This is a genomic window from Priestia koreensis, assembly GCF_022646885.1.
Classification (GTDB): Bacteria; Bacillota; Bacilli; order Bacillales; family Bacillaceae_H; genus Bacillus_AG; species Bacillus_AG koreensis_A.
In genome coordinates this window covers 1,999,746-2,025,591 of record NZ_CP061868.1, presented here as the reverse complement: position 1 = coordinate 2,025,591, position 25,846 = coordinate 1,999,746, and the positions used below count along the sequence as shown (strand labels likewise).

The 25,846-nt window shown below is 36.7% G+C and carries 30 protein-coding genes; 5 read left to right on the top strand and 25 right to left on the bottom strand.

Features of this window, described 5'->3' with window-relative positions; all coding sequences use genetic code 11:
• Positions 1-87 precede the first annotated feature (87 nt).
• From IE339_RS10120 to IE339_RS10095, 6 genes are all read right to left on the bottom strand, one after another.
• On the bottom strand, positions 88-633 hold the full coding sequence (locus IE339_RS10120) for a glycerol-3-phosphate responsive antiterminator (RefSeq protein WP_242175744.1): 546 nt from the start codon (positions 631-633) through the stop codon (positions 88-90).
• A 66-nt stretch (positions 634-699) separates the two neighbouring features.
• Positions 700-1,506: a class I fructose-bisphosphate aldolase gene (locus tag IE339_RS10115; protein ID WP_242175743.1), complete on the bottom strand. Its 807-nt coding sequence runs from the start codon at positions 1,504-1,506 to the stop codon at positions 700-702.
• 193 nt (positions 1,507-1,699) lie between these two features.
• Positions 1,700-2,320 carry a hypothetical protein gene (locus tag IE339_RS10110; protein ID WP_242175741.1) on the bottom strand — a complete coding sequence of 207 codons (621 nt, stop codon included), beginning with the start codon at positions 2,318-2,320 and terminating at the stop codon, positions 1,700-1,702.
• Between the two features lie 59 nt (positions 2,321-2,379).
• Complete coding sequence (locus IE339_RS10105) at positions 2,380-2,730, bottom strand: hypothetical protein (protein ID WP_242175740.1); 351 nt, start codon at positions 2,728-2,730, stop codon at positions 2,380-2,382.
• A 14-nt stretch (positions 2,731-2,744) separates the two neighbouring features.
• On the bottom strand, positions 2,745-3,113 hold the full coding sequence (locus IE339_RS10100) for an immunity 22 family protein (RefSeq protein ID WP_242175739.1): 369 nt from the start codon (positions 3,111-3,113) through the stop codon (positions 2,745-2,747).
• Between the two features lie 17 nt (positions 3,114-3,130).
• The gene (locus tag IE339_RS10095; RefSeq protein ID WP_242175738.1) at positions 3,131-4,507 is read right to left on the bottom strand and encodes an aminotransferase-like domain-containing protein; all 1,377 of its coding nucleotides are present in this window, start codon (positions 4,505-4,507) and stop codon (positions 3,131-3,133) included.
• Between the two features lie 158 nt (positions 4,508-4,665).
• On the opposite strand from IE339_RS10095, the gene IE339_RS10090 reads away from it, so the two are divergent.
• Entirely contained in the window at positions 4,666-5,592 is a 927-nt protein-coding gene (locus tag IE339_RS10090) for a DMT family transporter (RefSeq protein WP_242175736.1), read from the top strand.
• 88 nt (positions 5,593-5,680) lie between these two features.
• On the opposite strand, the gene IE339_RS10085 is transcribed toward IE339_RS10090, so the two are convergent.
• Complete coding sequence (locus IE339_RS10085) at positions 5,681-7,264, bottom strand: methyl-accepting chemotaxis protein (RefSeq protein ID WP_242175735.1); 1,584 nt, start codon at positions 7,262-7,264, stop codon at positions 5,681-5,683.
• A 319-nt stretch (positions 7,265-7,583) separates the two neighbouring features.
• Here IE339_RS10085 and IE339_RS10080 point away from each other — a divergent pair, with 319 nt between their 5' ends.
• The 4 genes from IE339_RS10080 to IE339_RS10065 all read left to right on the top strand — a co-directional run bounded on the left by IE339_RS10080 (position 7,584) and on the right by IE339_RS10065 (position 9,255).
• Complete coding sequence (locus tag IE339_RS10080) at positions 7,584-7,733, top strand: hypothetical protein (protein ID WP_242175733.1); 150 nt, start codon at positions 7,584-7,586, stop codon at positions 7,731-7,733.
• Between the two features lie 100 nt (positions 7,734-7,833).
• Positions 7,834-8,118: a hypothetical protein gene (locus IE339_RS10075; RefSeq protein WP_242175732.1), complete on the top strand. Its 285-nt coding sequence runs from the start codon at positions 7,834-7,836 to the stop codon at positions 8,116-8,118.
• A 244-nt stretch (positions 8,119-8,362) separates the two neighbouring features.
• Entirely contained in the window at positions 8,363-8,674 is a 312-nt protein-coding gene (locus IE339_RS10070) for a PadR family transcriptional regulator (RefSeq protein ID WP_242175731.1), read from the top strand.
• Between the two features lie 8 nt (positions 8,675-8,682).
• Complete coding sequence (locus IE339_RS10065) at positions 8,683-9,255, top strand: DUF2812 domain-containing protein (protein WP_242175729.1); 573 nt, start codon at positions 8,683-8,685, stop codon at positions 9,253-9,255.
• A gap of 44 nt (positions 9,256-9,299) precedes the next feature.
• On the opposite strand, the gene IE339_RS10060 is transcribed toward IE339_RS10065, so the two are convergent.
• The 18 genes from IE339_RS10060 to IE339_RS09975 all read right to left on the bottom strand — a co-directional run bounded on the left by IE339_RS10060 (position 9,300) and on the right by IE339_RS09975 (position 25,826).
• Positions 9,300-9,803, bottom strand: coding sequence for a DinB family protein (locus IE339_RS10060; RefSeq protein WP_242175727.1), 504 nt, complete (start codon positions 9,801-9,803; stop codon positions 9,300-9,302).
• 143 nt (positions 9,804-9,946) lie between these two features.
• Positions 9,947-10,150 carry a DUF6366 family protein gene (locus tag IE339_RS10055; protein ID WP_242175725.1) on the bottom strand — a complete coding sequence of 68 codons (204 nt, stop codon included), beginning with the start codon at positions 10,148-10,150 and terminating at the stop codon, positions 9,947-9,949.
• Between the two features lie 84 nt (positions 10,151-10,234).
• The gene (locus tag IE339_RS10050) at positions 10,235-10,858 is read right to left on the bottom strand and encodes a sugar O-acetyltransferase (protein ID WP_242175724.1); all 624 of its coding nucleotides are present in this window, start codon (positions 10,856-10,858) and stop codon (positions 10,235-10,237) included.
• A 121-nt stretch (positions 10,859-10,979) separates the two neighbouring features.
• Entirely contained in the window at positions 10,980-11,795 is an 816-nt protein-coding gene (locus IE339_RS10045; RefSeq protein WP_242175723.1) for an alpha/beta fold hydrolase, read from the bottom strand.
• Positions 11,796-12,049: 254 nt separating this feature from the next.
• Positions 12,050-13,051: a 3-oxoacyl-ACP synthase III family protein gene (locus tag IE339_RS10040; RefSeq protein ID WP_242175722.1), complete on the bottom strand. Its 1,002-nt coding sequence runs from the start codon at positions 13,049-13,051 to the stop codon at positions 12,050-12,052.
• Positions 13,052-13,064: 13 nt separating this feature from the next.
• The gene (locus IE339_RS10035) at positions 13,065-14,087 is read right to left on the bottom strand and encodes a 3-oxoacyl-ACP synthase III family protein (protein WP_242175721.1); all 1,023 of its coding nucleotides are present in this window, start codon (positions 14,085-14,087) and stop codon (positions 13,065-13,067) included.
• Between the two features lie 35 nt (positions 14,088-14,122).
• Complete coding sequence (locus IE339_RS10030) at positions 14,123-15,124, bottom strand: LLM class flavin-dependent oxidoreductase (protein ID WP_242175720.1); 1,002 nt, start codon at positions 15,122-15,124, stop codon at positions 14,123-14,125.
• A 29-nt stretch (positions 15,125-15,153) separates the two neighbouring features.
• Positions 15,154-15,960 (bottom strand): ABC transporter permease subunit, encoded by an 807-nt coding sequence (locus tag IE339_RS10025; RefSeq protein ID WP_242175719.1) that lies wholly within the window; start codon positions 15,958-15,960, stop codon positions 15,154-15,156.
• Positions 15,957-16,874, bottom strand: coding sequence for an ABC transporter ATP-binding protein (locus IE339_RS10020; protein ID WP_242175718.1), 918 nt, complete (start codon positions 16,872-16,874; stop codon positions 15,957-15,959). The genes IE339_RS10025 and IE339_RS10020 overlap by 4 nt, the downstream gene beginning before the upstream one ends.
• 31 nt (positions 16,875-16,905) lie before the next feature.
• Positions 16,906-17,889 carry a 3-oxoacyl-ACP synthase III family protein gene (locus tag IE339_RS10015; RefSeq protein WP_242175717.1) on the bottom strand — a complete coding sequence of 328 codons (984 nt, stop codon included), beginning with the start codon at positions 17,887-17,889 and terminating at the stop codon, positions 16,906-16,908.
• Positions 17,890-17,905: 16 nt separating this feature from the next.
• Complete coding sequence (locus IE339_RS10010; protein ID WP_242175716.1) at positions 17,906-18,901, bottom strand: 3-oxoacyl-ACP synthase III family protein; 996 nt, start codon at positions 18,899-18,901, stop codon at positions 17,906-17,908.
• 31 nt (positions 18,902-18,932) lie between these two features.
• The gene (locus tag IE339_RS10005) at positions 18,933-19,916 is read right to left on the bottom strand and encodes a 3-oxoacyl-[acyl-carrier-protein] synthase III C-terminal domain-containing protein (RefSeq protein WP_242175715.1); all 984 of its coding nucleotides are present in this window, start codon (positions 19,914-19,916) and stop codon (positions 18,933-18,935) included.
• A 19-nt stretch (positions 19,917-19,935) separates the two neighbouring features.
• Positions 19,936-20,904 carry a 3-oxoacyl-[acyl-carrier-protein] synthase III C-terminal domain-containing protein gene (locus IE339_RS10000; protein ID WP_242175713.1) on the bottom strand — a complete coding sequence of 323 codons (969 nt, stop codon included), beginning with the start codon at positions 20,902-20,904 and terminating at the stop codon, positions 19,936-19,938.
• A gap of 17 nt (positions 20,905-20,921) precedes the next feature.
• A complete protein-coding gene (locus IE339_RS09995) occupies positions 20,922-21,896 on the bottom strand; it encodes a 3-oxoacyl-[acyl-carrier-protein] synthase III C-terminal domain-containing protein (protein ID WP_242175712.1) in 975 nt (324 codons plus the stop codon).
• Between the two features lie 24 nt (positions 21,897-21,920).
• On the bottom strand, positions 21,921-22,886 hold the full coding sequence (locus IE339_RS09990; RefSeq protein ID WP_242175711.1) for a 3-oxoacyl-ACP synthase III family protein: 966 nt from the start codon (positions 22,884-22,886) through the stop codon (positions 21,921-21,923).
• Positions 22,876-23,709 carry a 3-hydroxyacyl-CoA dehydrogenase family protein gene (locus IE339_RS09985; protein WP_242175710.1) on the bottom strand — a complete coding sequence of 278 codons (834 nt, stop codon included), beginning with the start codon at positions 23,707-23,709 and terminating at the stop codon, positions 22,876-22,878. Before IE339_RS09985 ends, IE339_RS09990 begins: the two co-directional genes overlap by 11 nt.
• A 19-nt stretch (positions 23,710-23,728) precedes the next feature.
• The gene (locus IE339_RS09980) at positions 23,729-24,754 is read right to left on the bottom strand and encodes a 3-oxoacyl-ACP synthase III family protein (protein ID WP_242175707.1); all 1,026 of its coding nucleotides are present in this window, start codon (positions 24,752-24,754) and stop codon (positions 23,729-23,731) included.
• Positions 24,755-24,767: 13 nt separating this feature from the next.
• Positions 24,768-25,826: a 3-oxoacyl-ACP synthase III family protein gene (locus IE339_RS09975; protein ID WP_242175706.1), complete on the bottom strand. Its 1,059-nt coding sequence runs from the start codon at positions 25,824-25,826 to the stop codon at positions 24,768-24,770.
• Positions 25,827-25,846: the final 20 nt, after the last annotated feature.

Below are 25,846 nucleotides of genomic sequence, written 5' to 3'. Positions count from 1 at the left end.
TCCCACAAAGAATAACAGCATAAAAAGCTGCTTGCTTTGTGGGATTCTCACATCGTCTCAAACCCAATTTTTCTATTTTGTTGTTGGTCACCATACTTCTTTGGCACTTGTTGTTACTGCTTTAAAGCCAGCTTGGAATACATGATCAATCTGCTCTCTCGAATTCAAAAATCCTCCTGCAAGAAGTGACGTATTCGGAATAGCCTCCTGAATTTGCGACACAAAATGAATCGCAAAAGGACCAGGCAAAATTTCGACCGCATCAAATTGAGCGTCTGCTATCGAATGAAGAGATTGCTCAAGAGATCGTGAATCGAGTAAAAAAACACGGTAAATGGCAAGCAAATCTAGCTTTCTAGCAGCATTTAATAAGCGCTTATTGGGAGAGATTACTCCGTCGACTTTAAATAGTTCCTTTAACCATTTTATGCCCTTAGTATCTTTTGATAGACCTTCAATTAAATCAACGTGTACTAAAACTTTTTTTCCGGCTTGATGACAGCGATCGGTAAGCGTTTTTAAGTTTCCGATATGCGCCTCTGAAAGTAACATGTAATCAGATTGACTTGATAGCGCTTTGTCCATGTCTTTTAACTGTCTAATTGATGGAATAATCGTTTGAATAGAAAACACAGAACCACCCTTTTATATATGTATATTTTTAATTGTAGGTAGTATCTGGAATTGTGTCAATGCTCCTTATGCGGTCACATGCCCTGATTGATAGGCTTCATACGCCTCTTGTGCTGTTCCATTTTGATGCACAAGGACGTCAAGCGCCGCTACTACACCCGCCGGATTTTCATCTTGCGTAATATTACGACCAACGGCTACTCCTTTAGCCCCTACGTCCATACAATGGCGAACAAAGGTAAAGTAATCCAAAATATGTCCAGTTTTAGGACCTCCTAACGCAAGAACAGGTCGATTCGCTAATCGAACAATTTCTTCATCTTCTTTGTTACCAGAGAATCGTGTTTTAATAATATCTGCGCCTAACTCCGCGCCCAACCTAGCACCTGAAGCAATAACATCAGGACGATTTGATGCTTCGCTCGTAACCGCGTATCCGTAAGGAAGCGTTTCACACATAAATGGCAAGTTCCAATGATCGGCCTGTCTTGCTAGGTCAAACGCAATTCTGTGAGAACTTGCTTCGTTGGAGGCACCCGGAAATGTCATTGAAATAATGCCGTCCGCCCCAAGTTTTAAAGCATCTTCTACTGTAACGATTCCTGTTGTATAAGGAACATTTGGATCAAACACACTTGTGGAAAGGTCGGCTCTTACAAGCATGCCGATATCTGCAAATTCTTCTGTATACCTTTTGGCCATTCCATATGTCACAAGAACCGCATCAAGACCATTTTCAATCATGCCTGGAAGTTGTGAAATGGTCTCATCAATTCCTTTTGTTTTGGTTGAGAAATAATAGCCATCCAGGGCCAACGTGATCGATTTTCCGTCTTTTGCAAATATGCGGGACATTCTTCTTGTTTTTTCCATGTAATCTCCTCCATGTTTTATACTTTAACAACGGAAAAAATCCCCACAAAGAATGAACAGTTGCCTGTTAGTCTTTTGTGGGGATTCTCCGTATCACATACCCATACATGCTATTTTGTTGTATCGAAAGAATTAACTTAATTTTATGACAATAAATCCGGAGAGTCAAGACATTTTTGAAAGCGTTTTATTTTTAATTTTCCTCTATCTTTTTGATGAGCTGAATAATCTGCTCATCATTTCCAACATCTACTGAAATGAGCTTAGTATGGTTGATCATGTCTTGATAGAAATCCTTGCCGGCAGGATACTGTCCATCCCAGCGAAGTGGGACATTGTATACGTTAATTGTGCCGTTTCCGTTTCCACTATATGTGACTGAACCATCCGCTAAGCGAGATCCTGCTAATTGAATGACATCTTCTGGGTAACTTTCACTTGTTTCATCATCAGGATTTAGCTTTGTACCAGCTTTGATATGTTGAATATAGAGGTGATCAATTTGTTGATTTGGTCCAAGTTGAAGCCAAACTCGTGCATATTCAATCTCTTTCGAAGAGTATGCTGAAAGTAGATCTGTTTTTTCTTTCGAATTTTCTCGATTCTCTGAAGAGGTGCCTGTTTGTTCAGATTTTGTACTGTCTACGTCATGTTCACTAGAATTTGGCTTTTCTTCAGATGATTTTTTTTCCATACTTTCTACTGTTTTTGTAGAATTTCCCTCTGCTACTTCATCATCGCTACACCCTGTCATAAGCAAGGAAAATGATAAAAGTGCGATTGATGGATAAATAAATATGGTTTGTTTTTTCATGTTACCATTCCTTTCCTCGTCTTCTATTATAACAAAATGGTATTATTAACCATTATATATTATTTTGGTTCTTCTTCTGCTAAAACATGGTCATCATAGTCTTGAAGCTGACGAGAAATCTCGTAGCCCCTTTCAATTAGATTGGCGATTATTTCTAGGCCAATCTCGATCCTTTTGCCATCTTCAAACTTCTCTTGAATGCAAATGGTTGCTCCGTTCTCCTGTAAGTTTACTAGCAAACAATACAATTTTTCTAACTCCTCTATATCGTAGCCAGAAAATAGAAGAACTGGCTTCCCCTCTTCAATCCTTTTTTGAAAATGACTGAACGGCTGCTGATCGTATTTTCGAATAAGTAAGATGTGTTTCATTTTCTTGGCGTCATCTTTTAGATAAACGAGAAGTTCCATATGGTTTGTCCCTTCTATTTGTAGTGAACGGCAGCGATAAAGTCAACGTTTCCTACCGATCGCAGACGTTCTTTGTAGTCGTAGTTATAAAGTAAGATAATGGTATTATAAGATCGCTTTAAATGTGTTGAATTTAACTGAGGTACAATGATGTCGTCGTACGAAACTCCTTCTAACAATTCTGACAGAGAACTTGATGGTTTCTCTATTTTCTCTTTTTCCATAAAATCGTCATCCACATCAAGTAAATCAATGCGGAAATCCTGAAAAAATGGTGCTTTGATGTCGTCTTCTTCATCATATGAAATAAACGTGTATTCGTCTAAAAGCTGGGTGGATGCAAACGTTCCTAACCAGATCGAAACGACTCCCTGTTTCTCCATTAGCTTCCTCCTTTTTCTTACATTCGAAAAATAGAATCTGGTATCCACTGCTCTTTACGCTTCTCTATTTCTTGAATACACTGGCCCATTTTTTGTATCCCTCGTAAAATATCATCTTCGTGAACTTGTGAAATGCTTAACCGTAGTAGGTTTTGATGTTGATATTCGGGCAAATAAAAACGCGCGCCATCGTCCATGTGCACTCCATGTTCGACTAGCTTCTCCACAACACGCTTTGCACGTACGTTTTGTGGTAAAAAAACCGAGGCGTAAAATCCTGATGTGGGGGTTGTGAAAGAGACCTGTGGTGATAAAAATTCCTCAAAAGATGTTTGTAACAGCTTCATTTTTTTATCATACAGCTTTTGAACTTTCTTCAGGTGTGTTTCAAACATGCCACTTTTCAAGTAGATTTCAAGCGCCCCTTGGGATAGCGCCGAGCTTGTAAAATCCGCGCTAAATTTGTAGCGTAAAAAATGGTGTTGCATAAGAGGTGGTAATACGACGGTAGCTACGCGTAGTCCAGGAAGAAACACTTTAGAAAAGCTCTTAATATAGATAACACGACCAGAAGGATTAAACGCAAATAAAGGATCTGCTTTTGTATCAGAATCTAAGTCACCTAAAAAATCATCCTCTACGAGATACACATCGTATTTCTCCGCAAGCTCCACGATTTTCTTCTTTTCCTTGTTTGTATAGCAGTGACCTAAAGGGTTATGAAACCGAGGAATAATATAGAAAAATTTAATATCGTTATTTCGAAAAATGTACTCTAACTGCTCAAGATCAATGCCGTCCATAGAAAGTGGAATTCCAAATGTTTGAACACCGTGTAAATGTGCTGACTCAATAAATCCAAAATATGTAGGCTGCTCGATTAAAATATTCTTCTTTCCGTTCGGAAAAGGCATGGAAACAAACAGGTTTAGAGCCTGCTGAGAGCCGGATACGATGACTAAACGCTCTGGTGACGTAAACACTTGAAGGTTTTGTAGATAAGTCACAAGTTCCTTACGCAGTGATACGTTTCCTTGTGGATCTGAATAGGTAAACAGCTCTTCCTCGTATTGATCAATCGCTTGATTTAGACAATGTTGAAACTCACGATAAGGTAGGACGGTTTGATCAGGTCCTGCCGATAAAAAATCAATCGTGTTGTCAGGTGATTTTGCCTGTTTTACATCTGTCACAACATAATAACCACTCTTTGCAATTGAATAAATGACGTGCTCTTTTTCTAATTCTGTATATGCCTTAATAATCGTATTTTTACTGCAAGCTAGCTCTTCCGCCAGTTGACGAACGGACGGAAGTTTATCACCAGCGTGTAGAATTCCACGATCCAAACGATGCTGAATATTCGTCATTACTTCTATGTATTTTGCAGTCATTACCTGCCCTCTCCTTTTTGTACCCATACAGATGGGGAAAAGTGTCGTTCTTTTAAAGGCTGTACCATACTATGATGTTAATTATAGCAAAACTGTTTCTAAAAACGTCCTCATCCATGCAGTTTTGATACAAACACACACGATAGGAGTAGAAAAAGATGCAAAAGGAATCGAAGGAAAAGGTAGGATTGTTATTAGGAGCAATAGGTGTCATTTGTTTTAGTTTAACACTTCCAGCTACGCGTGTAGCCGTTGAGTATTTTGGAGCAACGATCGTTGGATTAGGAAGAACGGTAGCGGCTTCTATTTTGGTTGGTATTATTTTATTCATTCGAAAAGAAGCGTTACCATCTCGTCAACAGTTTAAAAGCTTGCTAATTATCGCCTTTGGTACGGTACTTGGCTTTCCACTTTTAACATCGTTCTCAATGGAGTCTCTCCCTGTTTCGCATGGTGCTGTGGAAGTAGCACTACTGCCATTATCGACTGCAGGTTTTTCTATTATTCGAGGCGGTGAGCGTCCTTCATTAAAGTTTTGGCTTTCAAGTATTATCGGATCGTTGGCCGTCATCGTCTATGCCATTCATCTCGGATTAGGCTCATTCCAATTAGCAGATTTCTCCCTCATCGCAGCCATTATCATTCTCGGTCTTAGCTATGCTGAAGGTGGAAAACTGGCAAAAGAACTAGGAAGCTGGCAAGTCATTGCCTGGTCGATTATGATTGGGGCACCGTTTTTTGTCATTCCAGTTATTTTTCAATTTTCCCCAAGCATGCTTCATGCACCTATTGAAGCGTGGGGAGGCTTTCTTTATCTAACCATCGTAAGTCAATTTCTTGCGTACGTCGCCTGGTATAAAGGAATGGCGCTAGGTGGGATTGCACGAGTAAGTCAAATCCAATATCTACAGCCGTTTTTAATGATTATGTTTGCCGGATTATTTTTAGGAGAATCGATTACGTTATTTACGATTATTACAGCTCTTATTGTTGTGTTCTCTGTGATGATTGGGAAAAATGCGCCTGTTGCGAAAAAAGAAACAGTCTCGATTTCCCCTAAACAAGGCAAGGAAACGGGTATGTAGATTTCAAAATGACCATAGTATGTCATTCCAAGTGTAGAAACAGAAAGAACATGTGCAGGCTACTAAGCACATGTTCTTTTTTAATATTTTAAATGGCGCACTTCTTAATCAAAAGCTGAAGGTCTTCTGCCATTTTAGATAGTAAGGTGGTCGATTTCACAAGATCCTCGACCATTTCTAATTGCTGTTGAGTAGAGGAAGCGACATTTTGCGAGTTCCGTGCAGTTTGAATAGATATGGTGCTAATTTCGCCAATAGCGGCGTTCAACTGCTCACTGACAGCCGAAATTTCTTCTGAAGTAGCGGATACATCTTGAATTTGCGTCGCGACATTTTCCGATTGATGCAAAATATCCTCAAATACGAGTCCTACTTGCTCAATGATTCTTGTTCCTTCATGTGACTCTTCTCTTACTTTGTTCATTGATTCGACGGAGTGAATGGAGTCATTCTGAATACCCTTAATTAAATCCGTAATTTCTCGTGCTGAATTACCTGATTGCTCCGCTAGTTTACGCACTTCTCCGGCTACAACAGCAAAGCCTTTCCCTTGTTCTCCTGCTCTAGCCGCCTCAATCGCAGCATTTAGAGCTAATAAGTTCGTTTGTGATGCAATGTCAGTAATTACGTTGACGATCCGTTCAATATCCTTTGCACGCTGATTTAAGACGACAATGACTTTTCCTGTTCCTTCGATAGCCTGATTAATTTCTTTCATTTGAGAAACGGCTTTCTTAACAAACTGTTCCCCATTTTTAGCCCCTTCAGAAGCTTTAAGCGCAAGATCGGCTACGTTCGTTGAATTGTCAGCAATGCGCTGAATTCCAATGGTTAATTCCGCTGTTCCTTTTTCTCCTTCTGTTGCTTGTTGCCCTTGTTGAGATGCTCCTGTTGCTACTTCCTGTACATCTCGCGCAATTTGGTTCGCAGCCTCCTTTGCTTGTTCACTTATTGCTGTTAGCTCTTCTGTACTTGTTGTTAACGTATGAGAACTTCGGTTAATTTCTAAGATGGTGGATTTGAGATTTTTAATGAGACGCATAATATATATTAATAGAAATATAAAGAGAACGAAAGACGTGATACTAATACCTAACGTAATCCATGTCGCGTTTTGGGCATGTTCAGACGACTCTTCTTGCGTTTCTTTTGCCTCGTTTGAATCCAGTTGTACAATCGTACTCAACAAATTATTTACCACAGTTAATTTAGGTGTGACATTTTTAAGATAGTACGAAATGGCTTCTTTGTTTTTATTTTGATTGGTTAATTCAAGCGCGTCTTGTCGAACTAAATTATAATCAATAAGGGCTTGATTTAGCTCTGCTATTTTTTGTTTTTCGATTGTGTTCATTTTGCTACTCTTATAATTTTTCAATAGGGACGTTTTTTCGCTATCATTCTTACGTAATTCTTCATTGTACAATCCAATTAATTTTTGATCTGTTGTAAGCATGTTTTTAAGCAATAATGATTCATCTACTCGGATGTTATACTGAAGCGATTTAATCCAATTAGTAGAGATCAATCCCTCCGAATACATCTCTCGAGAATCATTGGTAATTTTATTAATATAAACATAGGAGCTTATGCTAAGCCCAACACTTAGCGTTAAAATTAACATCATCAAAATAAAAATTCGTGCGCTAAAAGAGATACTTAACTTTTTCATTTGTCTCCACCCTTTTGCAACTTTTCTACTATCTTATGAAAATGGTACAACCAGGTTTTAGGCTTATTCGTTAGAAAAGAAGAAAAAATTCTACCTATTCATCTCCTTATATGGAATTTATAGTAAAATAAACATTGGTATGAGAAGAATTTAAGGTTGATTCGTATTTAGAAAGAGGAGAGAAAATAGAGATGAAACATAAAATAGCATTGCTCGCAGACGTACATGGCAACATAAGTGCCTTAAAGGCTGTTTTAAAAGGGTTTTCTATGATATCGAGACAGAATTGGTTCATGCGTCCACTCAGCAGCTCCCGTACTTGAACTTATATACGGAAATGTTACAAACAGGGAAAACGTCTACGCACGACCACCAGGTTCTACAAGGCGTAAATCAACAATTTCACTATAAAGAAGACGTGATCCAGTTTTTTAGCGAACGTTATTGGCCAAAAGTCGAAAAAAGTTAACATTCTTCAGTAGAATTTGTGATATTTCGCTCGATCCTTTGCGCTAGCGCTCATTTTGTCATATAGTTAAAAAATGAGTGAGTAACAGAGGAGGATTTTGATGGACGGTATGTTTTGGTCAGTACTGATCGGCCTATTCATTATTTTTAATGGATTTGCTGTTGTACTGAGAAAAAGGATTCCATTTTGGATTTTAGGAATCATTTTATGTGTCGCATCCCCCATTATGGTGCTGCCCCTTGCATCTCTTGTTTCGGCAAGTGAGGCGGGTAAGGAAGCTGCGATTATTATGCTTGTACTTGTCGCAAATGGGCTTATTTATATTGTCGTTGGAATTATTCACGCGATTCAACATGCAAGTCGAAAAAAGCGTATGGCTAAATAACGGCCGTTTTAAACCTTAAAAAGCTTGAAGCCTATAGATGTGCTTCAAGCTTTTTTTATACATACGTTCTTTTTAATTTAGTTTACATAACTATTTTCAAGTAAATAAGATGTTTCATTACACACATATACTTTCTGATCAGTACGTACTATTTTTTAGAGAAAATTGACATTTAAAGAAATTTATAGTTATATATAATGAGTGTCGATATATCGACTGTCGAAATATAAAATGAGGTGCCTATATGAATCCTTTATCTGAAACGACTTATTTAGTGCTGCTCGCTTTATATGATGAGCCTCTGCACGGGTATGGAATTATTAAAAGTATTGAAGACCTTAGTGAAGGATCAATGCTTATTGCGCCTGGAACACTGTATGGTGTGTTAAATAACCTCCAAAAGCAGCGGTTAATTGAAATGATTGAAAAAGAAACGGATAAACGGAAGAAAAAAACGTATTGCCTTACAGAGTATGGGAAAGAAATTTTACGCGCTGAATATGAACGTTTTTTGCAGATGGCGCGCCTAACAGAGAAAAAACAGATAGGAAAGTGAGAGCAGCAATGACGCAAAAGAAATCAGTAAAAAAGGTATATCAAACATTTGTAGACTTTAAAGAAGAAGAGAAATGGTTACAGGAGATGCTAGAAGATGGTTGGATGCTAGCAAGCTACGACTCTGAAGATCTTGAAGCTTGTCAGTACGTCTTCCACCCTGTACGTACAGAGGAAGAAAAGCAGCGAATTTACAAAATTGACTATCGTACATTTGGAAAAAAGGAACAGTTTGAAGAATATAAGGAGTTGTTTGAAGACGCAAAGTGGACGCTGCTATCTAAAAGCAAATGGTACTCCAAACATATTTTTTACACGGAGCAAAGCAATCCGAATCGGGAAATTTTTTCAGATCAACAGTCATATGAAGAGCGAAACAAACGAAAGCAACAATCCTATATGATGTCTATCTTGGCACTATGCATATGCATTGCTGTTACTATCGTGCTTTATGCGATCTATCAAAGAACGGCCTTCTTAGGGGCGAGTTTGGTAATGATCGTCACGAGCATTAAGCTTGTCAGAGATTATGTAAAAACAAGAGCTTTAGTAACTGTGAAAGCGAATCATAAATCATTATAAAGGGAACCCCAATATATCGGGTTTCCCTTTCCTTCTACAAACGATTAAAGTGGTGGATTTTCGACACCTAGTGGAATCCAATCCTCTTTTGATGGCCCGTAAACGCCAAAGGGCTTAATTCCAGCTTGTCGCATAAGGATTGTAACCTGACCGCGATGATGAATAATGTGCTTAATAAGCCCCATTAAAATTTGGGCATTTGTTTCTTCCCGCCCAAATGCCATTTGCACTTTCTGTAAAGATTCATCTGTCCACTGCTGTTCAATGGTTTTTATTGCAGACGAGCTTATCTTTTCAAATGCTTCCACTATTTCTTTTGCTGAGGTAGGAACGTCTTTTGTCTGTTCTATTCCTTCTACTTTTAGACCAAAGTGGGCTAAATAGTCTGGAATATTTATTGTAAAATGCCAAGCAATTCTTCCTAACGTACGCCCTTCTGGATAAACCTTTTGATTCAATGAATCGTCCGTTAACCCCTTCAAAACCTTTTGAGTGAGCGTCGCCTCCCAATTCCATTCTCTACTAAAATCTGCAATTGTCACGTACATCGATTGTACCTCCATCATTGTTCTTTCTGTATACGATAGATAAAACGTTTCTACGTGTAACTTAGGATAATGCTTCACTAGGCTTGTTAACAAGTAAAAACGAAGAAATAGCAAACGTATTCCTTCGTTTTTAAAGCTTCCTTTTAAAACAAGATAAAGGCAGTAAAGACAACAAGCAGGAGTAGAATTAAAATGCCCAAGCCTTTCCACCCTAGTCCATTCACTAAGTCAATTAAACTTCCATTAGTAGCGCGGTTAAAACCTTGGCTAAAGGAAGCGTTTCTTTTTAACTCTTGTTGTCTTCGTCTTTCAGTGGTGTATTCGAAACGTTCCTTTTCTTTACCCATTTCGTTCACCTCTCATCAGTGTGTTATTATCCATATTTTAACAAAAAAGAAGCGTTAGTAAAAGAATCTATCCTATGTCATGAACTAATCGAGATCAATCTCCATATCTCGGTAATAATACGTCATGTCCCGTTCATTGATTTCGCGTACCACTTTGCACGGATTCCCTACCGCCACTACATTCGCTGGTATATCTTTTGTCACGATACTCCCAGCGCCAATAACGGAATTATCCCCAATGCGTACGCCTGGAAGAATGACGGCCTGAGCGCCAATCCAGACGTTATTTCCAATATGTATCGGTACGTTAAACTGCGCTTGCTTTCTGCGGAGCTCTGGATGAATCGGATGCGTCCCAGCAGACACAATGACATTTGGTCCAAACATGACGTTGTCGCCCACATAAATATCGGTGTCATCAACGAGCGTTAGGTTGAAATTCGCATATACTCCGTTTCCAAATCGAACATTTTTACCGCCCCAGTTACTATGTAAAGGCGGCTCAATATAGCAATCTACCCCAATCTCTTTAAACATTTTCTTTAACAGCTCGTCCCTTTTTTTCTGCTCGCTTGGTCTCGTATGATTAAAGTCATACAGAAGTTCTAACTGCTGCGCTTGCTCATTTAAAATACCTTCATCGTTGCAGTAATAAAGCTTTTGATTATGCATGCGTTGTTTAATATCAACTCTTGGATTATAACTCATTTTATTTTCTCCTGTTCCCCACTTTTTATAATAATACCTAGCTTAAGACTGTAGTTGAGATAGATATTATATCTCGAATTATTCCAAGTCTATAATGTTAGAAAAATACCAGAAACAAAGCTTAGTGATAGAAGAACTGCACATTTGGATAGCTCTTAAAGTCATTATCCGTTATAAAACACATTACCATCTCGTTAAATATATCTTTTTTCATCGTACTTAAAGGATCAAAGGCATCAGAAAATAAAGCCAAAGTTGCGTTTGGAATTTGATTAAAAATAATTTGTGATGCTTTTTTCTCGTCTACTCCCATTACTTTCTGATTTCCTCCCATAACAAGTGTCGAACAGCTTATATGAGTTAACTCGCTCGTGTGAGTAGGAAAAGTAGATTTTTTAGCAGACAATAACATTTTCTTATCAAAGCTAAACGAGTTTCTTAATATTTTTTTTGTATATTCATCGTTTTTATAAACTTTTAACATTAGTTCTACAACAGTGTTATATGGAAGAGCTTGTATAACAAGATTAGAAGCTCCTAAAACCCACTTAGATAACTTAGTAGGAATTTCACTATAACTGTTTGATAAAATTAGCTTTTTAATATAGCTACTATTTTTAATAGCAAACAATTGTGCAACTACTGCCCCTTGCGAGACTCCGAGCATGTTTACTTTCTTAATACCAAGAGCATCCAAAAAAAACTTAATATCTTCTGCGAGCAAGAGTGTATTATACTTGTTATTTGGAAAATATTTAGAAGTTTGCCCATGGCCACGCATATCTATCATAATTAACTTAAAGTAGCGAGATAAATAGTCAATTTGAGGCACCCACATTTTCCAGCTAGCTCCTAAGCCATGTAATAATAATAAAGGTTCTCCTTCTCCTCTAACTTCATAATTAATAAAGATACCGTTTGCTTGAACTTTTGGCATCAGCGCCCTCCCTACCTTTAATTCAGCATGTGATAATACAATACTAGCCGTAAATCTTTAAAAGTGTTTTGTAAACTATATGCATGTATATCTTTATTAATAATAAAACTAACTTTCGTAAAAATAAACTAAACATTCAGCAATTGATTAAAATTTTTAAAAGATAATTAAGAAGAGCTTCGATAATAATCGAAGCTTTTCTTGTTAGCCATACCTATAATTTTCAATGAAAAGTTAGTTAGATATACAAATATTTATACTTGAAGAGTCAAGGCCATCCAAGTAATTCCTACACCAGCAGATAAAATTAAAATTTTATCCCCTTTTTTCAAATTGTGACAGTTCAGTATATTCTCTAAATCAACGAGTAATCCAGGTGCACCAAGATCACCTTGTTGAGCTAAAAAAGGCATATTGGTTTTTTCAACACTCAAAGAAAGTTCTTGTATAATTCTTTCCATTAAATCTCTTCTACCTGATGGAAGAATTATACAGCTTACGTCTTCTAATTCCCACTTACTATCTGATAGTACTTGAGTTGCTACTTTTTTATAGTTTGCAACATTTACCTCATTAAGAAGTGGTATTGTACTTCCATCTATAATTGAATATTGATTTTCTACTAAATCAGGATATTGATTCATTAAACGTTTTGTATAAGTGGTTCCACTTGATAGATGTCCAAGAGAGTGGAATTGACCGTCTGTGTGACCATGAAAACAAATGAAGCGATTTAAAACATTGTTTCCTTTCTCTAGTAGAGCTGCCGCTGCTGAATCTCCAAAAATTAATCCGGCTCCTGATCGTTCCTTCGTATAAGGTCCCCACTTGTCAGCTGTTACAACTAGAGCTTTAGTCCATTTGTCATTACTTAACATCATTGCTTTAATAGCTTGAAAAGCTGCCTGTAATCCACCACAGCCAAGCTGAATTTCAAAACTAAAGCAATTTTTCAGATTTAATTCATGTGTTATCTTAGCTGCTGCAGACCATAAAAGGAAATCTGGAGGAGTTGCTCCTACGTAAACAAGTAAATTAATCTCCTGAAAATCAACATTTTCTTGCAATAGTAATTTCCGACCAGCTTTAATAGCCATTTCGGTAGGTGTTTCTTGTTCTTCTCCTATAGGAACTTCTTTTACACCAATTTTATTATAGACTCTTTCTTGCATAAAACCTTTTTTTACCAAATTATGTGTGCTGTATTTATTAGTAGGTATATATGTGGCAATACTTGAGATTCCAACATGTTTCAAAAAAAACACCTCTTTAAATAAAGTCTTCTGGACTGCACCAACGTATAGCCATACTTCCGTAGGATAAACCAGCCCCGAACACTATTAAATAAATTAATTTCCCTGGCGTTAATATACCAGCATCTATTGCTTCTGTTAGTGCAACTGGTAAATTAGCCCCCGCCATATTTCCATAGCGATCAACGTTTATTAGGGCTTTTTCAAAAGGTACACCTAGATCATCTAATCCTTTTTTTATAATGTTCATATTGGCTTGATGGGTGAGGAATAAATCAACATCTTCCAAAGAGGTGTTGATGCTATTCGTTAAACTTAAAGCTAATTTAGGAATAATTTCTGTTCCAAACTTATAAATGTCAGGGCCTGTCATGTGGAAATATTGCAAGCCATCTTCCACATTTTCCTTAGTGAGAGGTAGTGCATTCCCTCCCGCTGGCACATACGCAGAAAAATACCCTGACGGTTCACTTCCTAGCTCGGTGTGCAGAATACCGGTATGATCCTTTGTGGCTCTCAATATGTAACACCCAGCTCCATCCCCTAAAATTACACAAGTTGATCGGTCCTTCCAAGACACTACTCTAGAATTAATTTCAGGTATTACTACTGCTACTGTTCTATAAGTTCCATCCCTTATAAATTTAGCTCCCACTTCCAGAGAAAAAACACCACTTGAGCATCCACCTGACCGAACATCAAAACCAGGAGTATTTCTCATCCCAAGCTTTTTCATAATCATTGTAGCTAATTGTGGACTTTGATGATCTGGCGTATTTGAACCAGATATTAGAAGATCAATTTCATCAAGTGAAATTCCCGCTCTTCTAACAGCATCCTGTATAGCCCTTACGCCTAGATCAGACGTTACATCTTCACTTGCTGCAATCCTGCGCTCATGTATTCCTAACTTATTTACGATCCAATCATCTGAAGTATCTACTATGTTTTCCCACTCTTTATTTGTCATGACACGTGTGGGCAAATATTTCCCTGTTGCTAATATGCCAACATTCTGAATGACGTTTTTCTTCCTCATAAAAAATCTCCCTTTATTAAATTCCACATTAATAATTATGATTGTAATGAGAGCTGTTCAATTTCTAATAAAGGTACTACCTCTTTCGAAAATAAATTCATGGTATTACATGCTGCTTGATGTGTGATATTTCCAAATGATACTGATAGAACTAATTCAGTAATCCCACTTTTTTCGTAAGAAGAAATTAATTTAACCGCTTGTTGTGGTGTTCCGAAAAAACAAAGGCCTGATTCCATAAAATTTTCTGGTGTCCGCTTTACTTCTCTATAATCGAATAGCTTCTGTAGGGCTTTAAATCCCATCTGTTTTGCTACGTGTTCATCATGGTCAAGCACGATGTTTAGGCAATAAGAAATATCATGATTTTTGTCAGAATGATGATTCTGTTGATAAAATTCACGATAAGTTTCAACCATCGTTTTTACCTGTTCAAATTTTTTTACAGAAAGGGAAGAGATAAAAATAGGCATTCCTTTCTTTCCCATGGCTTCCACCGCTTCTTTACGAACTGTAGCTACAAGAGGTTTTTTCATATTTCTTGTTGGTCTGGCATTTAACGATCCACTAAACTTATAATATTCCCCTATAAAATCCACCTGTTCTTCCGTCCATAATTGTAGAATTAAATCCATGCCTTCATTGAGCATAGATATCCGATCGCTAAACTCCACACCAAACCCTTTAAATTCATGCTGTAGATATCCACTACCTACAGCAAATCTCATTCTTCCTCCAGAAAGAAGATCTAGCATCGCAAAGTCTTCTGCTACCCGAATAGGGTTATGCAAGGGAAGTACTGAAACAGCGGTACCCAGTCCTATATTATGAGTAGTTTTAGAAACGGACGATAGAAATACAGCAGGTGACATAATACTTCCATGTACATTTTGAAAATGATGCTCCGCAAGCCAAAACGTGTTATAATTCAATTGGTCTGCTAATTCAATTTGTTCTTGCACTTGTTTGTAGTGTGATTGTAAATGTATGGAGCTATCTTCATAATGATCAGCAAGTGAGAAAATAGAATATTTCATACTCTTTACTCCTTTTATATATATTTTTTTTACAAAGGTAGATCACGTTTTTTAAATAACACAATAGACAAGATAAATGTGACAAGAGATGCAAGCAAAAGTAGAATAGATGACGTTCCAATTTCATACTTTCCAGCTACTATTTCTTGGGGCCTAAATAAACCAAAAATAGAGATATTTCTTAGCCATTCTAAATCCTCACTTAATTTCCCGAACATATCTAGCCCATAGAAAAATAAAGTTAAACCAGCGGAGGCTCCCATTGCATATTTTTCATCATTAAGCACACATGAAAAGAAGAATGAATATGCACACACCAAAAGAAATAGCATCCCTCCCATGATGTTAATTTTTAGAAATACAGATGTATTAATTTGATGCTTCTCCAGAAATAGACTTGCGCCAACTATTCCACCTACGTAATTAAAGAGAACTACAGTAACTAATCCTATAATTAGAGTAACGGCTTGTGTTGTTACTACTCTTACCCTTGAAGATGGAGTGGTGAGAAGATATGCCATAGCTCCTCGATCAACAAGCTGTGCTACTAACTGCGTGGAAACTACAATGCTAAATATAGTTAATAAAAGGAGGAAAATTAATCCATAATATTCTCCTGCCAAATAGCTGTTAAGCTCTGTTATTCCTCCTTCTAAACCAGTGGCTTGAAGGAAATTGTCAGGTAAGGAATTAATAAGCTCATTAATTCCTTTAGTTGAGACAATAGAAGGAAATACCCATATTAGTATCCAGAGATACATTAATGAACCCAATGCATAAGTAGAAAGATTTTTAGATTGAGACTTTATATTCGCCTTTAAGAGATGAAAATTCATTTCGCAATTAACTCCTTCTTATTAAATGTAGATGCTAGCTTAGTAGGGTTATAGTAATGCATAAATAAATCTTCTAAATCCATATTTCTTACCTGAATATTCATAACTCCTATACAAGACAGAATTTGAATGAAATTATTATAGTCTCCTTGAACTACAATGGATGCAGTCAAATCGCTAATATTTTCAATAAGAAGATTTGATTTTCTAAGGAAAGCAATACTTTCTTGAGAATCAGCAGTGACTTCTATAACTTTTCTCTGGTGAGTTCTAAGGTCATGTACGTTTTCTATACTAACTAATTTACCATCTTTTATTATGGCCACTCTGTCACACGTTTTCTCTACTTCTTGAAACATGTGTGAGGACATTAGTATAGTTGTTCCTTTTCTCTTTTCTTCTAATACAAGTTCAATAAAAATTTGCTGCATGAGAGGATCAAGTCCTGATGTAGGTTCATCTAAAATTAGTACCTCTGGTTGATGCATAAAAGCAGCTACTATTCCTACTTTTTGTTTCATACCTTTAGACATTTTTCTAATAGGTGTCTTAACATCAAATTGTAATCGACGAATTAATTCGTCTCTCTTCATCGTATCTTTAATACCTTTCATATCTCCAATTAATTTTAAGAATTGAAGACCATTCATATTATCTATAAAGGCGATTTCTCCTGGAAGATAACCTGTTATTTTTTGAATCCTATCAGACTCTGTCCAACAGTTAAATCCCCCTATAAATGCTTCTCCAGAAGTAGGCTTCGTAAAACCTATTAAATTCCTAATTGTAGTAGACTTACCTGCACCATTTGGACCAAGAAATCCGAAAACTTCTCCTTTCTTCACCTCAAATGAAAGATCAAATATGCCTTTTCCATTATTGAAGTTTTTGGAAAGTTGATTTATTTTTATCATAATGGTTAACTCCTCTTATACATATTAAGGTTTAGTAGTTCATTACCATCGATCCCCATGCTAACCCTGCTCCATAAGAGCAAATTGCTAGTTTATCGCCACGTACTATTTTTCCTAAGCTAATGGCTTCATCAAGAGCGATCAGCGAGGAGGCACCGCCTGTATTCCCATATTTATAGTTGTTCATATATGTCTTTTCATGTGGTAAACCTATTAAATCCATAACATTATTAATAATGTTAACGTTTGCTTGATGAAAAATAACAAAGTCCACTTCTTCCATCTCTAAACCTGCATCTGAAACAGTTTCCACTATAACATTCGGAGTAGCTGTATTTCCGAACTCCCACACGTCTCTTCCTTCAATATGGGGAGTTTGCTCATTTTCAGGTACTAGCTTCGTTCCTCCGCCTGGCCACCACGCTTTGTTATGCTTTGTTCCGTCTGTATATAGGTTATAAGCTAGTACGCCTTCCTCTTTATCACAGGATTCTAAAATAACCGCTCCAGATCCATCACCAAGGAAGCAAGCCGTGTTACGATATGACCAATCTATAAATCGCGAATATATTTCTGTACAGATTACAAGGGCTCTTTTAAAGCGCTCTCCATCTAAGAAATTTAATGCTGTGGTCATAGCAAATACTGCGTTAGGACACCCTCCAATATTCATATCAAATGCTACCGCATTCTTAGCCCCCAGCATCCCCTGCAATATACAAGCAGTTGCAGGACTCTTTATATCTGAATGTATAGAAGCGATAATAATAAGGTCTAAATCTTCTGGTTTCAAATTTGCTGACTCTAAAGCTTTTACAGCGGATTTATATGACAAATCTGAGATGTTTTGCTCATCAGATTCTGAGACAATACGACGCTCTTTAATACCGTATTTTTCTTGTATCCACTCATCACTTGTGTCCATTAACTTCTCCAAATCGAAGTTTGTTAATACTTTGTTTGGTACATAGGCCCCTGTTCCAATAATTTTTGCTGAATGTTTAGGTTTACTCATATTGCACGTCCTTTTTTTAATGTTTAATAATTGAAGCCATCCATGATATACCAAGACCTGCTCCTATGCATAAGGTATATTCACCAGGATGGGGCTTAAAATGTTCAAGAATGTTATTTACATCTATGGCAAATGAAGAAGATGCACAATCTCCTAAATCAGATAAGAATTGGATATTTGTTTTTTCTCTAGGAAAACCTAATTCATCTACAATTTTTTTCATAAGATCCAACCTACCAGTTGGCACAATGACATAAGAAATGTCTTGTATAGTAAGACCTTGATCTTTCAATACACGGTTTGCCATATTAATATAGTTAGGTACATTTTCTTTTAATAAATCATTCATTTTCTCACTTCGTGCAAAAGTCCATAGGTTTGGTTTTACTTTAGGATTATCTTCTACAAACTTTGTAGCTGCAGGAGTAAATCCTGTATAGAAAGTTAAATCATGGTAATAACCTCTAGTAATGGCTTCATAACCAAAAAATACATTGTGCTTATATCCCTTCTGTAAAATTATCGCAGCACCAGCGTCACCCATTATGACCTCGTTTGTTTCTCTATTTGTAGTTAAATGGTCAAAATTGTCTCCTGAGACCAGCAACGCGGTTTTCCACTTTTCATTATTCTTAAGGGCTTCTGATATAAATTTTATAGCGGCCTGATAGCTTCCGCAGCCCATGTTTAAATCAAAACCAAACGCATTTTTTATATTTAATTCGTTGCAAACTCTTGCAGATGGAAGCCAAACTTGATAATCGGGCATTGCGCTTCCCACATACACTAAAATATCAATCTCATCTGGAGAGATGTTCGTTTTGTACAACACCTCTTTTCCTGCTTTAATAGCAAGATCACTACCTATTTCGTTTACTGATACAGGCACTGATAAAACGCCTATTCTATTAAATTTTTCCGAAGATAATTGCCCTGTGTTTACTAAGTCGCTAATGTCTTTTCGTGGTGGTAAATATACGGATACACCTAAAACACCAACTACATCTTCCATAACTGACACTCCCTTTTAGACCAATACGAGACTAATAACGCAAGAGAAAAGCATGCCATTCTCCTAATCCCATCGCCATCATTCCTAACAGATCCCCTTTTTTGACTAATCCATCCTGAATAGCTAACTTCAGAGAAATGAAGATATCAAACCCACTAATATGCCCTAGGTTTTCAATATATTGAATGGGCACTTTGCTAGGTTTAATTCCTAATAAATTAGCAATTGATAAATGATAATGTGCCTGTTGATGAACAATAAATAACATATCTAGTTCATGAACTGAAATTCCAAACTTTTTACAAAGTTCTAGAATAGGCTTTGTTGATATTTGAGAGAAGATTGGTTTTAATTCAGTTTTGTATTTTTCAACATTAAAATCAACTTGGTCTTCCCAGCCACCATCAAAAGACGTATCTTTTGAAAAAGGCATGATTACTCCGCCTTCTTTCATAACCCCTAAACTAGGCATTGTTTCATTTAAATTGACGTATTCCAATGAAACAAGATTAGTAGAGCCTCGCTGAATAACTAACGCACAAGCTCCATCTCCAATAAACTGAGGGAAAGTTCCTCCACCTAAATGTTCCGTTAAGGCAATTAAAACTGTGTTAATTTCTTCATCCGCTTTTATCATATCAATTGCCATATGATAAGCAGCGCCGGTTGTATTACATCCTCCATACACATCAATTGTGCTAGCGTTTATACACCCTAGTTCATAGGCTAGAAACGCGGAACTTTGCCACTTTTCATAATCATTTGAAAGACTATTTGCAATTATAAAATCTACTTCTTCCGGAATGACTGACGCTTCATTCATCGCCTCTTTAGCTGCTTTTAAAGAAAATAACATTGGATTCTCTTCAGAAGTAGCTAACGGGACATAATTGCAACCTAACCGTTCTTTTAAAGTTTCTCTAATTTTAGCAGCAGGCGCCAATACATCCCAAGTACTAACTAAGTTTTCAGGTAATGAGACACCTATTCCAGAAATTCCAATACTTTGACTCAACTTCTTTCCATCTCCTTAGTTAAATTTCTATTATCATTACAGCCCAGTTACCATCAACCCCAAAAGAACTTACCATCACTTTAGTACCTATTTTTAAATCTTTATTTTCTAATATTGTACCAATAGATAACAGGATACCGGCGGAGCACATAAAGCCGTATTCTTCTGCACTATCAATAATCATTTCCTCTGATATTTCAAAGTGCTTTGCAAACCGATCGTGATGCAATCTAGTTGGGCTATGAATAGCAAATAAGGAAATGTCGCTAAAGGATAAATGAGCTTTTTGAAGAGCTTCACCCATTACGTTTTGAAGTATAAGAAAGTTACTCTCTTCAACTTCCTTATAATGAGGAAGGTTTTGAATTTTATATATAAATTTACCTTCTTTACATGGGCCATCGGCAATAGGACTCTTCCATCCTCCTACCTCATTAAAGAGGACATCATGATATTTCCCTAAGGTTTTAGTAGCAATAGAGAGAATTCGATTTCTTTGATAGCCTTTTTCTAAAATAAGACTGGCAGCTCCATCTCCCAATATTGCATTGCCAAGCTGTCGGTTTTGACTATGGTATTCCCATGATTGGGGTGAACCCACAATACCAAAACGCACATTAGTATTAGCAATGAGGTGATTCATTAATAGTTTAACTAACATTAATGAAGAACTACCTCCTTGTAATAAGTTAAAAGAAGTAATTCGATTAACCCCTACAATATCCATAATTTGTCTTCCGTGCATTTGAAACAGATAATCTCCGTAAGATTCTTCATTAAAGAAAAAGTATTGTCCTTCTAATTCTTCTAGCAGGACTTCTGCCTTTTTCACCATATCTAGTATTGAATCCGCTCCCATTTTGTAAGGCGTTTCATGTTTTGTAGCCACTCTAATAGACACATGGTCTCCACTAGGAGATACCATTTTTTTTGTGGTTTTAGGAATAAAGCTACCGACAGCCCTTATACCAATTGTATTTTCAATCATATTATTTCCTCATTTCTTTAGTAACGAATAACCCATCCATGAAAATCCATTAACCCCATAACGGCAAAAGACATTATATCTCCCTTTTGTATTTTTCCATCATTAAGTGCTTTTTTTAGACAAATAAATACATCGCATCCTGACACATGACCCATATCATCTATATAGTCAAGAGGCGAAAGATCTGTTGGTAAATTAAACATCTCTAACATGCTCTTATTAACATATTTTTGTTGATGAACAAAGAAAATTTGACTTAAATCTGCTGTCGTATAGCCAGCTTTTTCAAGTGATTCATCTATCACTTTTTTACATGAAGGATAAATAAGCGGCTTGATTTCTTGCCGGAACTGTACTGCACTAAACTCAAAGTTTTGATAGACATTGCCTTCAAATATAATATCTTTTGTGAATGGCGAAGCAGTTCCTCCAATAGGTAGTCGTTGCATGGTTGGAAATATGTCACTAACCTGACTATGTGATAGAAATTCTAGGTGCTTATAGTCACGCTTTAAAACGAGTACACATGCTCCATCCGAGATAAATTGTGGCCATGTCTCTCCACTAATAGCTTCTGTCAGTACAACGAGGCATGTTTTAATAGAATCATCCTGCTCAAATAAGTCTATACTTGCTCTTATTACTGATCCTACAGCATTGCATCCTCCGAAAATCTCAAATGTAAAGGCATTGTGACATCCCAACAAATTCTGTACTTTTGCACTTGTTTGCCAGTATAGATATTCTGAATTATAATTATTACATATAATCACATCTACCTCTTCAGGATCAATACCTGCTTCCGCAAAAGCTTTTTTGGAGGCTTCAATAGCTAAATCCGTGGGTGTTGATGGTGGCTCTAGTACATATGTAGAATGGCAGCCCATTCTTTCCCATATATCTTTTCTCATTCCACCAGGCTTTGCATAGGTTTCCCATGTATCTACAATTTTTTTAGGAAAAGCTACTCCAATTCCAGCTATACCTACCATACTATCTCCCATTTCTTTTTTTATTTAAACTGTTATAATTGCGGAACACCAATTTCCATCTATCCCCAACGAAGTAACTAAAATTTTACTACCTTTTTTAAGTTGATAATTATAGACTGCTTCATACAGAGACAGTAATATTCCAGACGAACACATATATCCAAAATCATTTACTGTTTCTATAAAAGATGAGGAGTTTAGTGCTAGTTCTTTAATAAATGAACTTGATATTTTTGGAGTTGGACTATGCAAAACTAATAAATCAATATCATTTCGAGAAAGTTTAGCTTTTTCTAGTGTTTTCTCAATGGTTTGAATACCAATATCAACACTAATCTTTTTAAGTTCCTCGTAAGAACGTTCATTGATAATGTTGTATTTAAAGGAGTCCTCTTTAACCGTTTTTTGACTAATTTCTTCTAAAAACCCACCAGCTTGAAAAGCTGCAACATCATGGTATTTGCCTATTGTTTTCATAGTAAAAAAATCAAAAGTGTAAGAATCATTGCCTTTCTCTAAAAGTAATACGGCTGAACCATCACCAAAGACTGCATCACCTACTCTACGATCATAGGTATGATTCTTCCATGAATTACTGGTTGAAACTCCACCGATTAAAGCAGTTGAATCGCTACGTAAATGATCAATTAATAATTTAATAGCTAAGAGTGAACAATTTGAAGATTGATATAAATTGTAAGTATGACAAGAGCCTATTTCAACTTCGTCTAATATTTTTCGACCGACTAACTGAAATAAGTAGTCTCCTGGACCATCGTTACAGTGAAGCCAATGTTTTAAATCACTTTTATTAATCCCCCCCTCAGCCAAGGCATTTGTCAGAGCAATGGATCCCATCTTATATGTAGTCTCCTCCTTAGAAGCCTCGTGAATGATTACTTCACCATTATCTCCAGTGATTAACCGCAATTTCTGACTCGGAACATATTTTCCAATAGATTTAATTCCTATGGGCTCTTTAATTTTCATAAGAGAAAAATCCTTGCCCTGCTTTACGTCCAATATGACCGTCGTAAACTTTTTGTCTAAATATTGGACATGGTGCATAACGTCTATCCCCCAACAGCTTCTCCATGGATTCCATGCCTCTAAGTGCAACATCAATCCCTGTTTGATCCACTAGTTTAAGAGGACCAATTGGTACATTGAGTCCTAACTTAGCAATAGTATCAATTGCTTCTTCATCTGCAATACCTTGCATAAGAATATATGCTGCTTCATTAATCATAGCCTGAGCTAATCTCGAGATTACGAAACCAGGAAAATCTTTAACTACCACTCCTGTTTTCTTTATGTCGAGACAAAAATGGAGGGTTTTACTTAGTGATTCCTCATCCGTAAAAACGGACTTAATTACTTCTACTAGTTCCATTTTAGGAACAGGAGTAGCAAAATGCATACCAACTATTCTATTTTTATTATTAGATATTGACGAAATCTCACTAATAGGAAGTGTTGACGTCGATGAGGCCAATACCGTACAGTTAGGTTGTGTCTCATCAAGATATTTAAACAGGCTTTTCTTTTCTTGTATATTTTCAATAATGGCTTCAACAACCAAATCTACTTCTGGTAAATCTTCTAACTTACAATTTGTAATATTAGATAAAAGTATTTCTCTTTCGCTTGATGTAAGTCTACCTTTGGCAAATTCATTTTCAATATAGGTAGACATTCTATCATCTCCAAGTCGTGAAACTGCCCAAACTTCATAGCCGGCTAAAGCGTAACAATGTGCAACACCTCTGCCTATAGCTCCAATTCCTATAACACCCATTCTTTTTTTTGTCATAAAAACCCACCTCTCAACGTTATTTGCTCAGTAAGAAATCTTCTTTGGCGCACCACTTAATAGCTGTAGCACCATAAGATAATCCAGCTCCAAATGCAAAGGTAAATATAAGATCGCCATGTTTAATTCGGTTTTCTTTAAGTGCTTCTGAAATGGCTATAAGAACAGACGCGCTAGATGTATTACCGTATTTTTCAATATTAGTGAACGTTTTACTCATTGGAACATTGATTTTATGCATAATTTCTTTAATAATATTTAAATTAGCTTGATGTGAGATGAATAAATCAACATCTGATAACGAAATCCCACTATCCCTAGATAATTCTTTTATTAGTTCGGGTATTTCTACAGTGGCAAAATTCCAAATCGCACGACCATCCATATGAAAGTAACCTAATTTTTTTTGTAGGGTATCTTCTGTTGTAGGCATTGCTGTACCACCAGAAGGTACGTACGCGACAAAGTAACCGGAAGGATCATTATGTAGAACTGTATGAATAATACCGGTATCTGACTTACAAGGCCTCAACAATAAGCATCCTGCCCCGTCTCCCATAATTACACACGTTGAACGATCTTCCCAGTCGAGAATGGCAGAATTCAGTTCAGCATTTACGACAGCCACTGTGTCATAGCGTCCAGTAGCTACATACTGTGCGGCAATATCTACTGAAAAAACGCCACCCGGACAACCTCCGGTACGAGCATCTATAGTAACGGCGTGATTAATTCCTAATTTTTTTGCAATAAGCGCTGCCATCTGAGGGCTATTGTAATCGGGAGTATTTGACCCGCATATAATTAAATCTATCTCTTCTGTAGTAATTCCTGCATTACTACATGCATCTTGTAAAGCATAGGCACCCATATCTGATGCTAGCTCACCAGGTTTTGCAATTCTTCTCTCTTTAATTCCAATTTTTGTGGTAATCCATTCATCTGTTGTGTCCACCGTTTGTTCCAACTCTTTATTGGTTAAAATTTTCTCTGGAACATAAGAACCTGCTCCAAAAATGCCAACTGATCGGATTTTTTTATTCATGGAATTATACTCCTTACTCAAAGTCTTGAGGGTTTGAAGAATATTTCATAACCATTGAACCCCACTTAAATCCTGCTCCGATTCCTGCAAAGGCTATTAAGTCCCCATCCTCTATTTTTCCTTTTATTATGGCTTCATGCAGTACAGTTGGAATAGTCCCTGCGCCTGTATTTCCATATTTATGCACATTAAACAGAGCCTTATTTTCACTGATGTGAAGCACTTCTAATACCTTTTTAATTAATACTTCATTCGCTTGATGTAAGATGAAGAAATCAATATCATGTACTTGTAAATTAGCATTTTGTATAGACTTTTGAAGAGTGTCAGGTAGAACCGTTGTTGCTTCTTTCCACACTTCTCGTCCATTCATATATAAATAATGTTCTCCCTTATCTAAAGCTTCATGGGTTATCTTTTTTGATGCTCCTCCATGTGATATGCCTGCTCCATCGAAGTTCAATTTTGACCCAATATCCCACCCTAAAATTCCCATAGAAGTAGTTTTAGTTCTTTGAAGTATAATGGCCCCACATGCATCTCCAAAAAACACACAGGACCCCCGCTCATTAGGATTGTAAATTCTGGATAGGGCGTCTCCTCCTATAACTAGGATATTTTTCAGAACTTTATTTTGTAACAAATGAGCACCTAAATGCATGCCATAAATTAACCCTGAACATGCTACCTGTGTCAAATCTAAAGTAAGGGCTTTATTCGCACCCAATGCCTCTTTAACTATTAAAGCTGTAGATGGAAGCGGAAAATCTGGTGTAATAGTAGCAATAATAATGGCATCTAATTCGTCAGCTGTGACATTTGCTCTTACTAAAGCTTGCTCGGCAGCAGCTATAAACATATCAGAAGTAGTTTCATGTTGGTCTAAATGGCGACGTTCAATAATTCCCGTTTTCTCTTTAATCCAGTTACTCGTCGTATTTAAACGCTCTTCCCAAAACTCATTCGTTATGGTCTTATTAGGTACGCACATTCCAGTTCCTTTAATCCCTACCCCATACACCAATCCTGTTCTATTAGATATTTGAGACAATTCTTCTAATAAAAGACTCAAACAAACTCCTCTTTTCTATT

Bases quoted from the DNA above. Each gene is read 5' to 3' on its own strand.
- IE339_RS10115 (WP_242175743.1), bottom strand. From the start codon at position 1,506: ATGGAAAAAACAAGAAGAATGTCCCGCATATTTGCAAAAGACGGAAAA.
- IE339_RS10110 (WP_242175741.1), bottom strand. From the start codon at position 2,320: ATGAAAAAACAAACCATATTTATTTATCCATCAATCGCACTTTTATCA.
- IE339_RS10105 (WP_242175740.1), bottom strand. From the start codon at position 2,730: ATGGAACTTCTCGTTTATCTAAAAGATGACGCCAAGAAAATGAAACAC.
- IE339_RS10100 (WP_242175739.1), bottom strand. From the start codon at position 3,113: ATGGAGAAACAGGGAGTCGTTTCGATCTGGTTAGGAACGTTTGCATCC.
- IE339_RS10095 (WP_242175738.1), bottom strand. From the start codon at position 4,507: ATGACTGCAAAATACATAGAAGTAATGACGAATATTCAGCATCGTTTG.
- IE339_RS10090 (WP_242175736.1), top strand. From the start codon at position 4,666: ATGCAAAAGGAATCGAAGGAAAAGGTAGGATTGTTATTAGGAGCAATA.
- IE339_RS10085 (WP_242175735.1), bottom strand. From the start codon at position 7,264: ATGAAAAAGTTAAGTATCTCTTTTAGCGCACGAATTTTTATTTTGATG.
- IE339_RS10075 (WP_242175732.1), top strand. From the start codon at position 7,834: ATGGACGGTATGTTTTGGTCAGTACTGATCGGCCTATTCATTATTTTT.
- IE339_RS10070 (WP_242175731.1), top strand. From the start codon at position 8,363: ATGAATCCTTTATCTGAAACGACTTATTTAGTGCTGCTCGCTTTATAT.
- IE339_RS10065 (WP_242175729.1), top strand. From the start codon at position 8,683: ATGACGCAAAAGAAATCAGTAAAAAAGGTATATCAAACATTTGTAGAC.
- IE339_RS10060 (WP_242175727.1), bottom strand. From the start codon at position 9,803: ATGTACGTGACAATTGCAGATTTTAGTAGAGAATGGAATTGGGAGGCG.
- IE339_RS10055 (WP_242175725.1), bottom strand. From the start codon at position 10,150: ATGGGTAAAGAAAAGGAACGTTTCGAATACACCACTGAAAGACGAAGA.
- IE339_RS10050 (WP_242175724.1), bottom strand. From the start codon at position 10,858: ATGAGTTATAATCCAAGAGTTGATATTAAACAACGCATGCATAATCAA.
- IE339_RS10045 (WP_242175723.1), bottom strand. From the start codon at position 11,795: ATGCCAAAAGTTCAAGCAAACGGTATCTTTATTAATTATGAAGTTAGA.
- IE339_RS10035 (WP_242175721.1), bottom strand. From the start codon at position 14,087: ATGAGGAAGAAAAACGTCATTCAGAATGTTGGCATATTAGCAACAGGG.
- IE339_RS10030 (WP_242175720.1), bottom strand. From the start codon at position 15,124: ATGAAATATTCTATTTTCTCACTTGCTGATCATTATGAAGATAGCTCC.
- IE339_RS10025 (WP_242175719.1), bottom strand. From the start codon at position 15,960: ATGAATTTTCATCTCTTAAAGGCGAATATAAAGTCTCAATCTAAAAAT.
- IE339_RS10020 (WP_242175718.1), bottom strand. From the start codon at position 16,874: ATGATAAAAATAAATCAACTTTCCAAAAACTTCAATAATGGAAAAGGC.
- IE339_RS10015 (WP_242175717.1), bottom strand. From the start codon at position 17,889: ATGAGTAAACCTAAACATTCAGCAAAAATTATTGGAACAGGGGCCTAT.
- IE339_RS10010 (WP_242175716.1), bottom strand. From the start codon at position 18,901: ATGGAAGATGTAGTTGGTGTTTTAGGTGTATCCGTATATTTACCACCA.
- IE339_RS10000 (WP_242175713.1), bottom strand. From the start codon at position 20,904: ATGATTGAAAATACAATTGGTATAAGGGCTGTCGGTAGCTTTATTCCT.
- IE339_RS09995 (WP_242175712.1), bottom strand. From the start codon at position 21,896: ATGGTAGGTATAGCTGGAATTGGAGTAGCTTTTCCTAAAAAAATTGTA.
- IE339_RS09990 (WP_242175711.1), bottom strand. From the start codon at position 22,886: ATGAAAATTAAAGAGCCCATAGGAATTAAATCTATTGGAAAATATGTT.
- IE339_RS09985 (WP_242175710.1), bottom strand. From the start codon at position 23,709: ATGACAAAAAAAAGAATGGGTGTTATAGGAATTGGAGCTATAGGCAGA.
- IE339_RS09980 (WP_242175707.1), bottom strand. From the start codon at position 24,754: ATGAATAAAAAAATCCGATCAGTTGGCATTTTTGGAGCAGGTTCTTAT.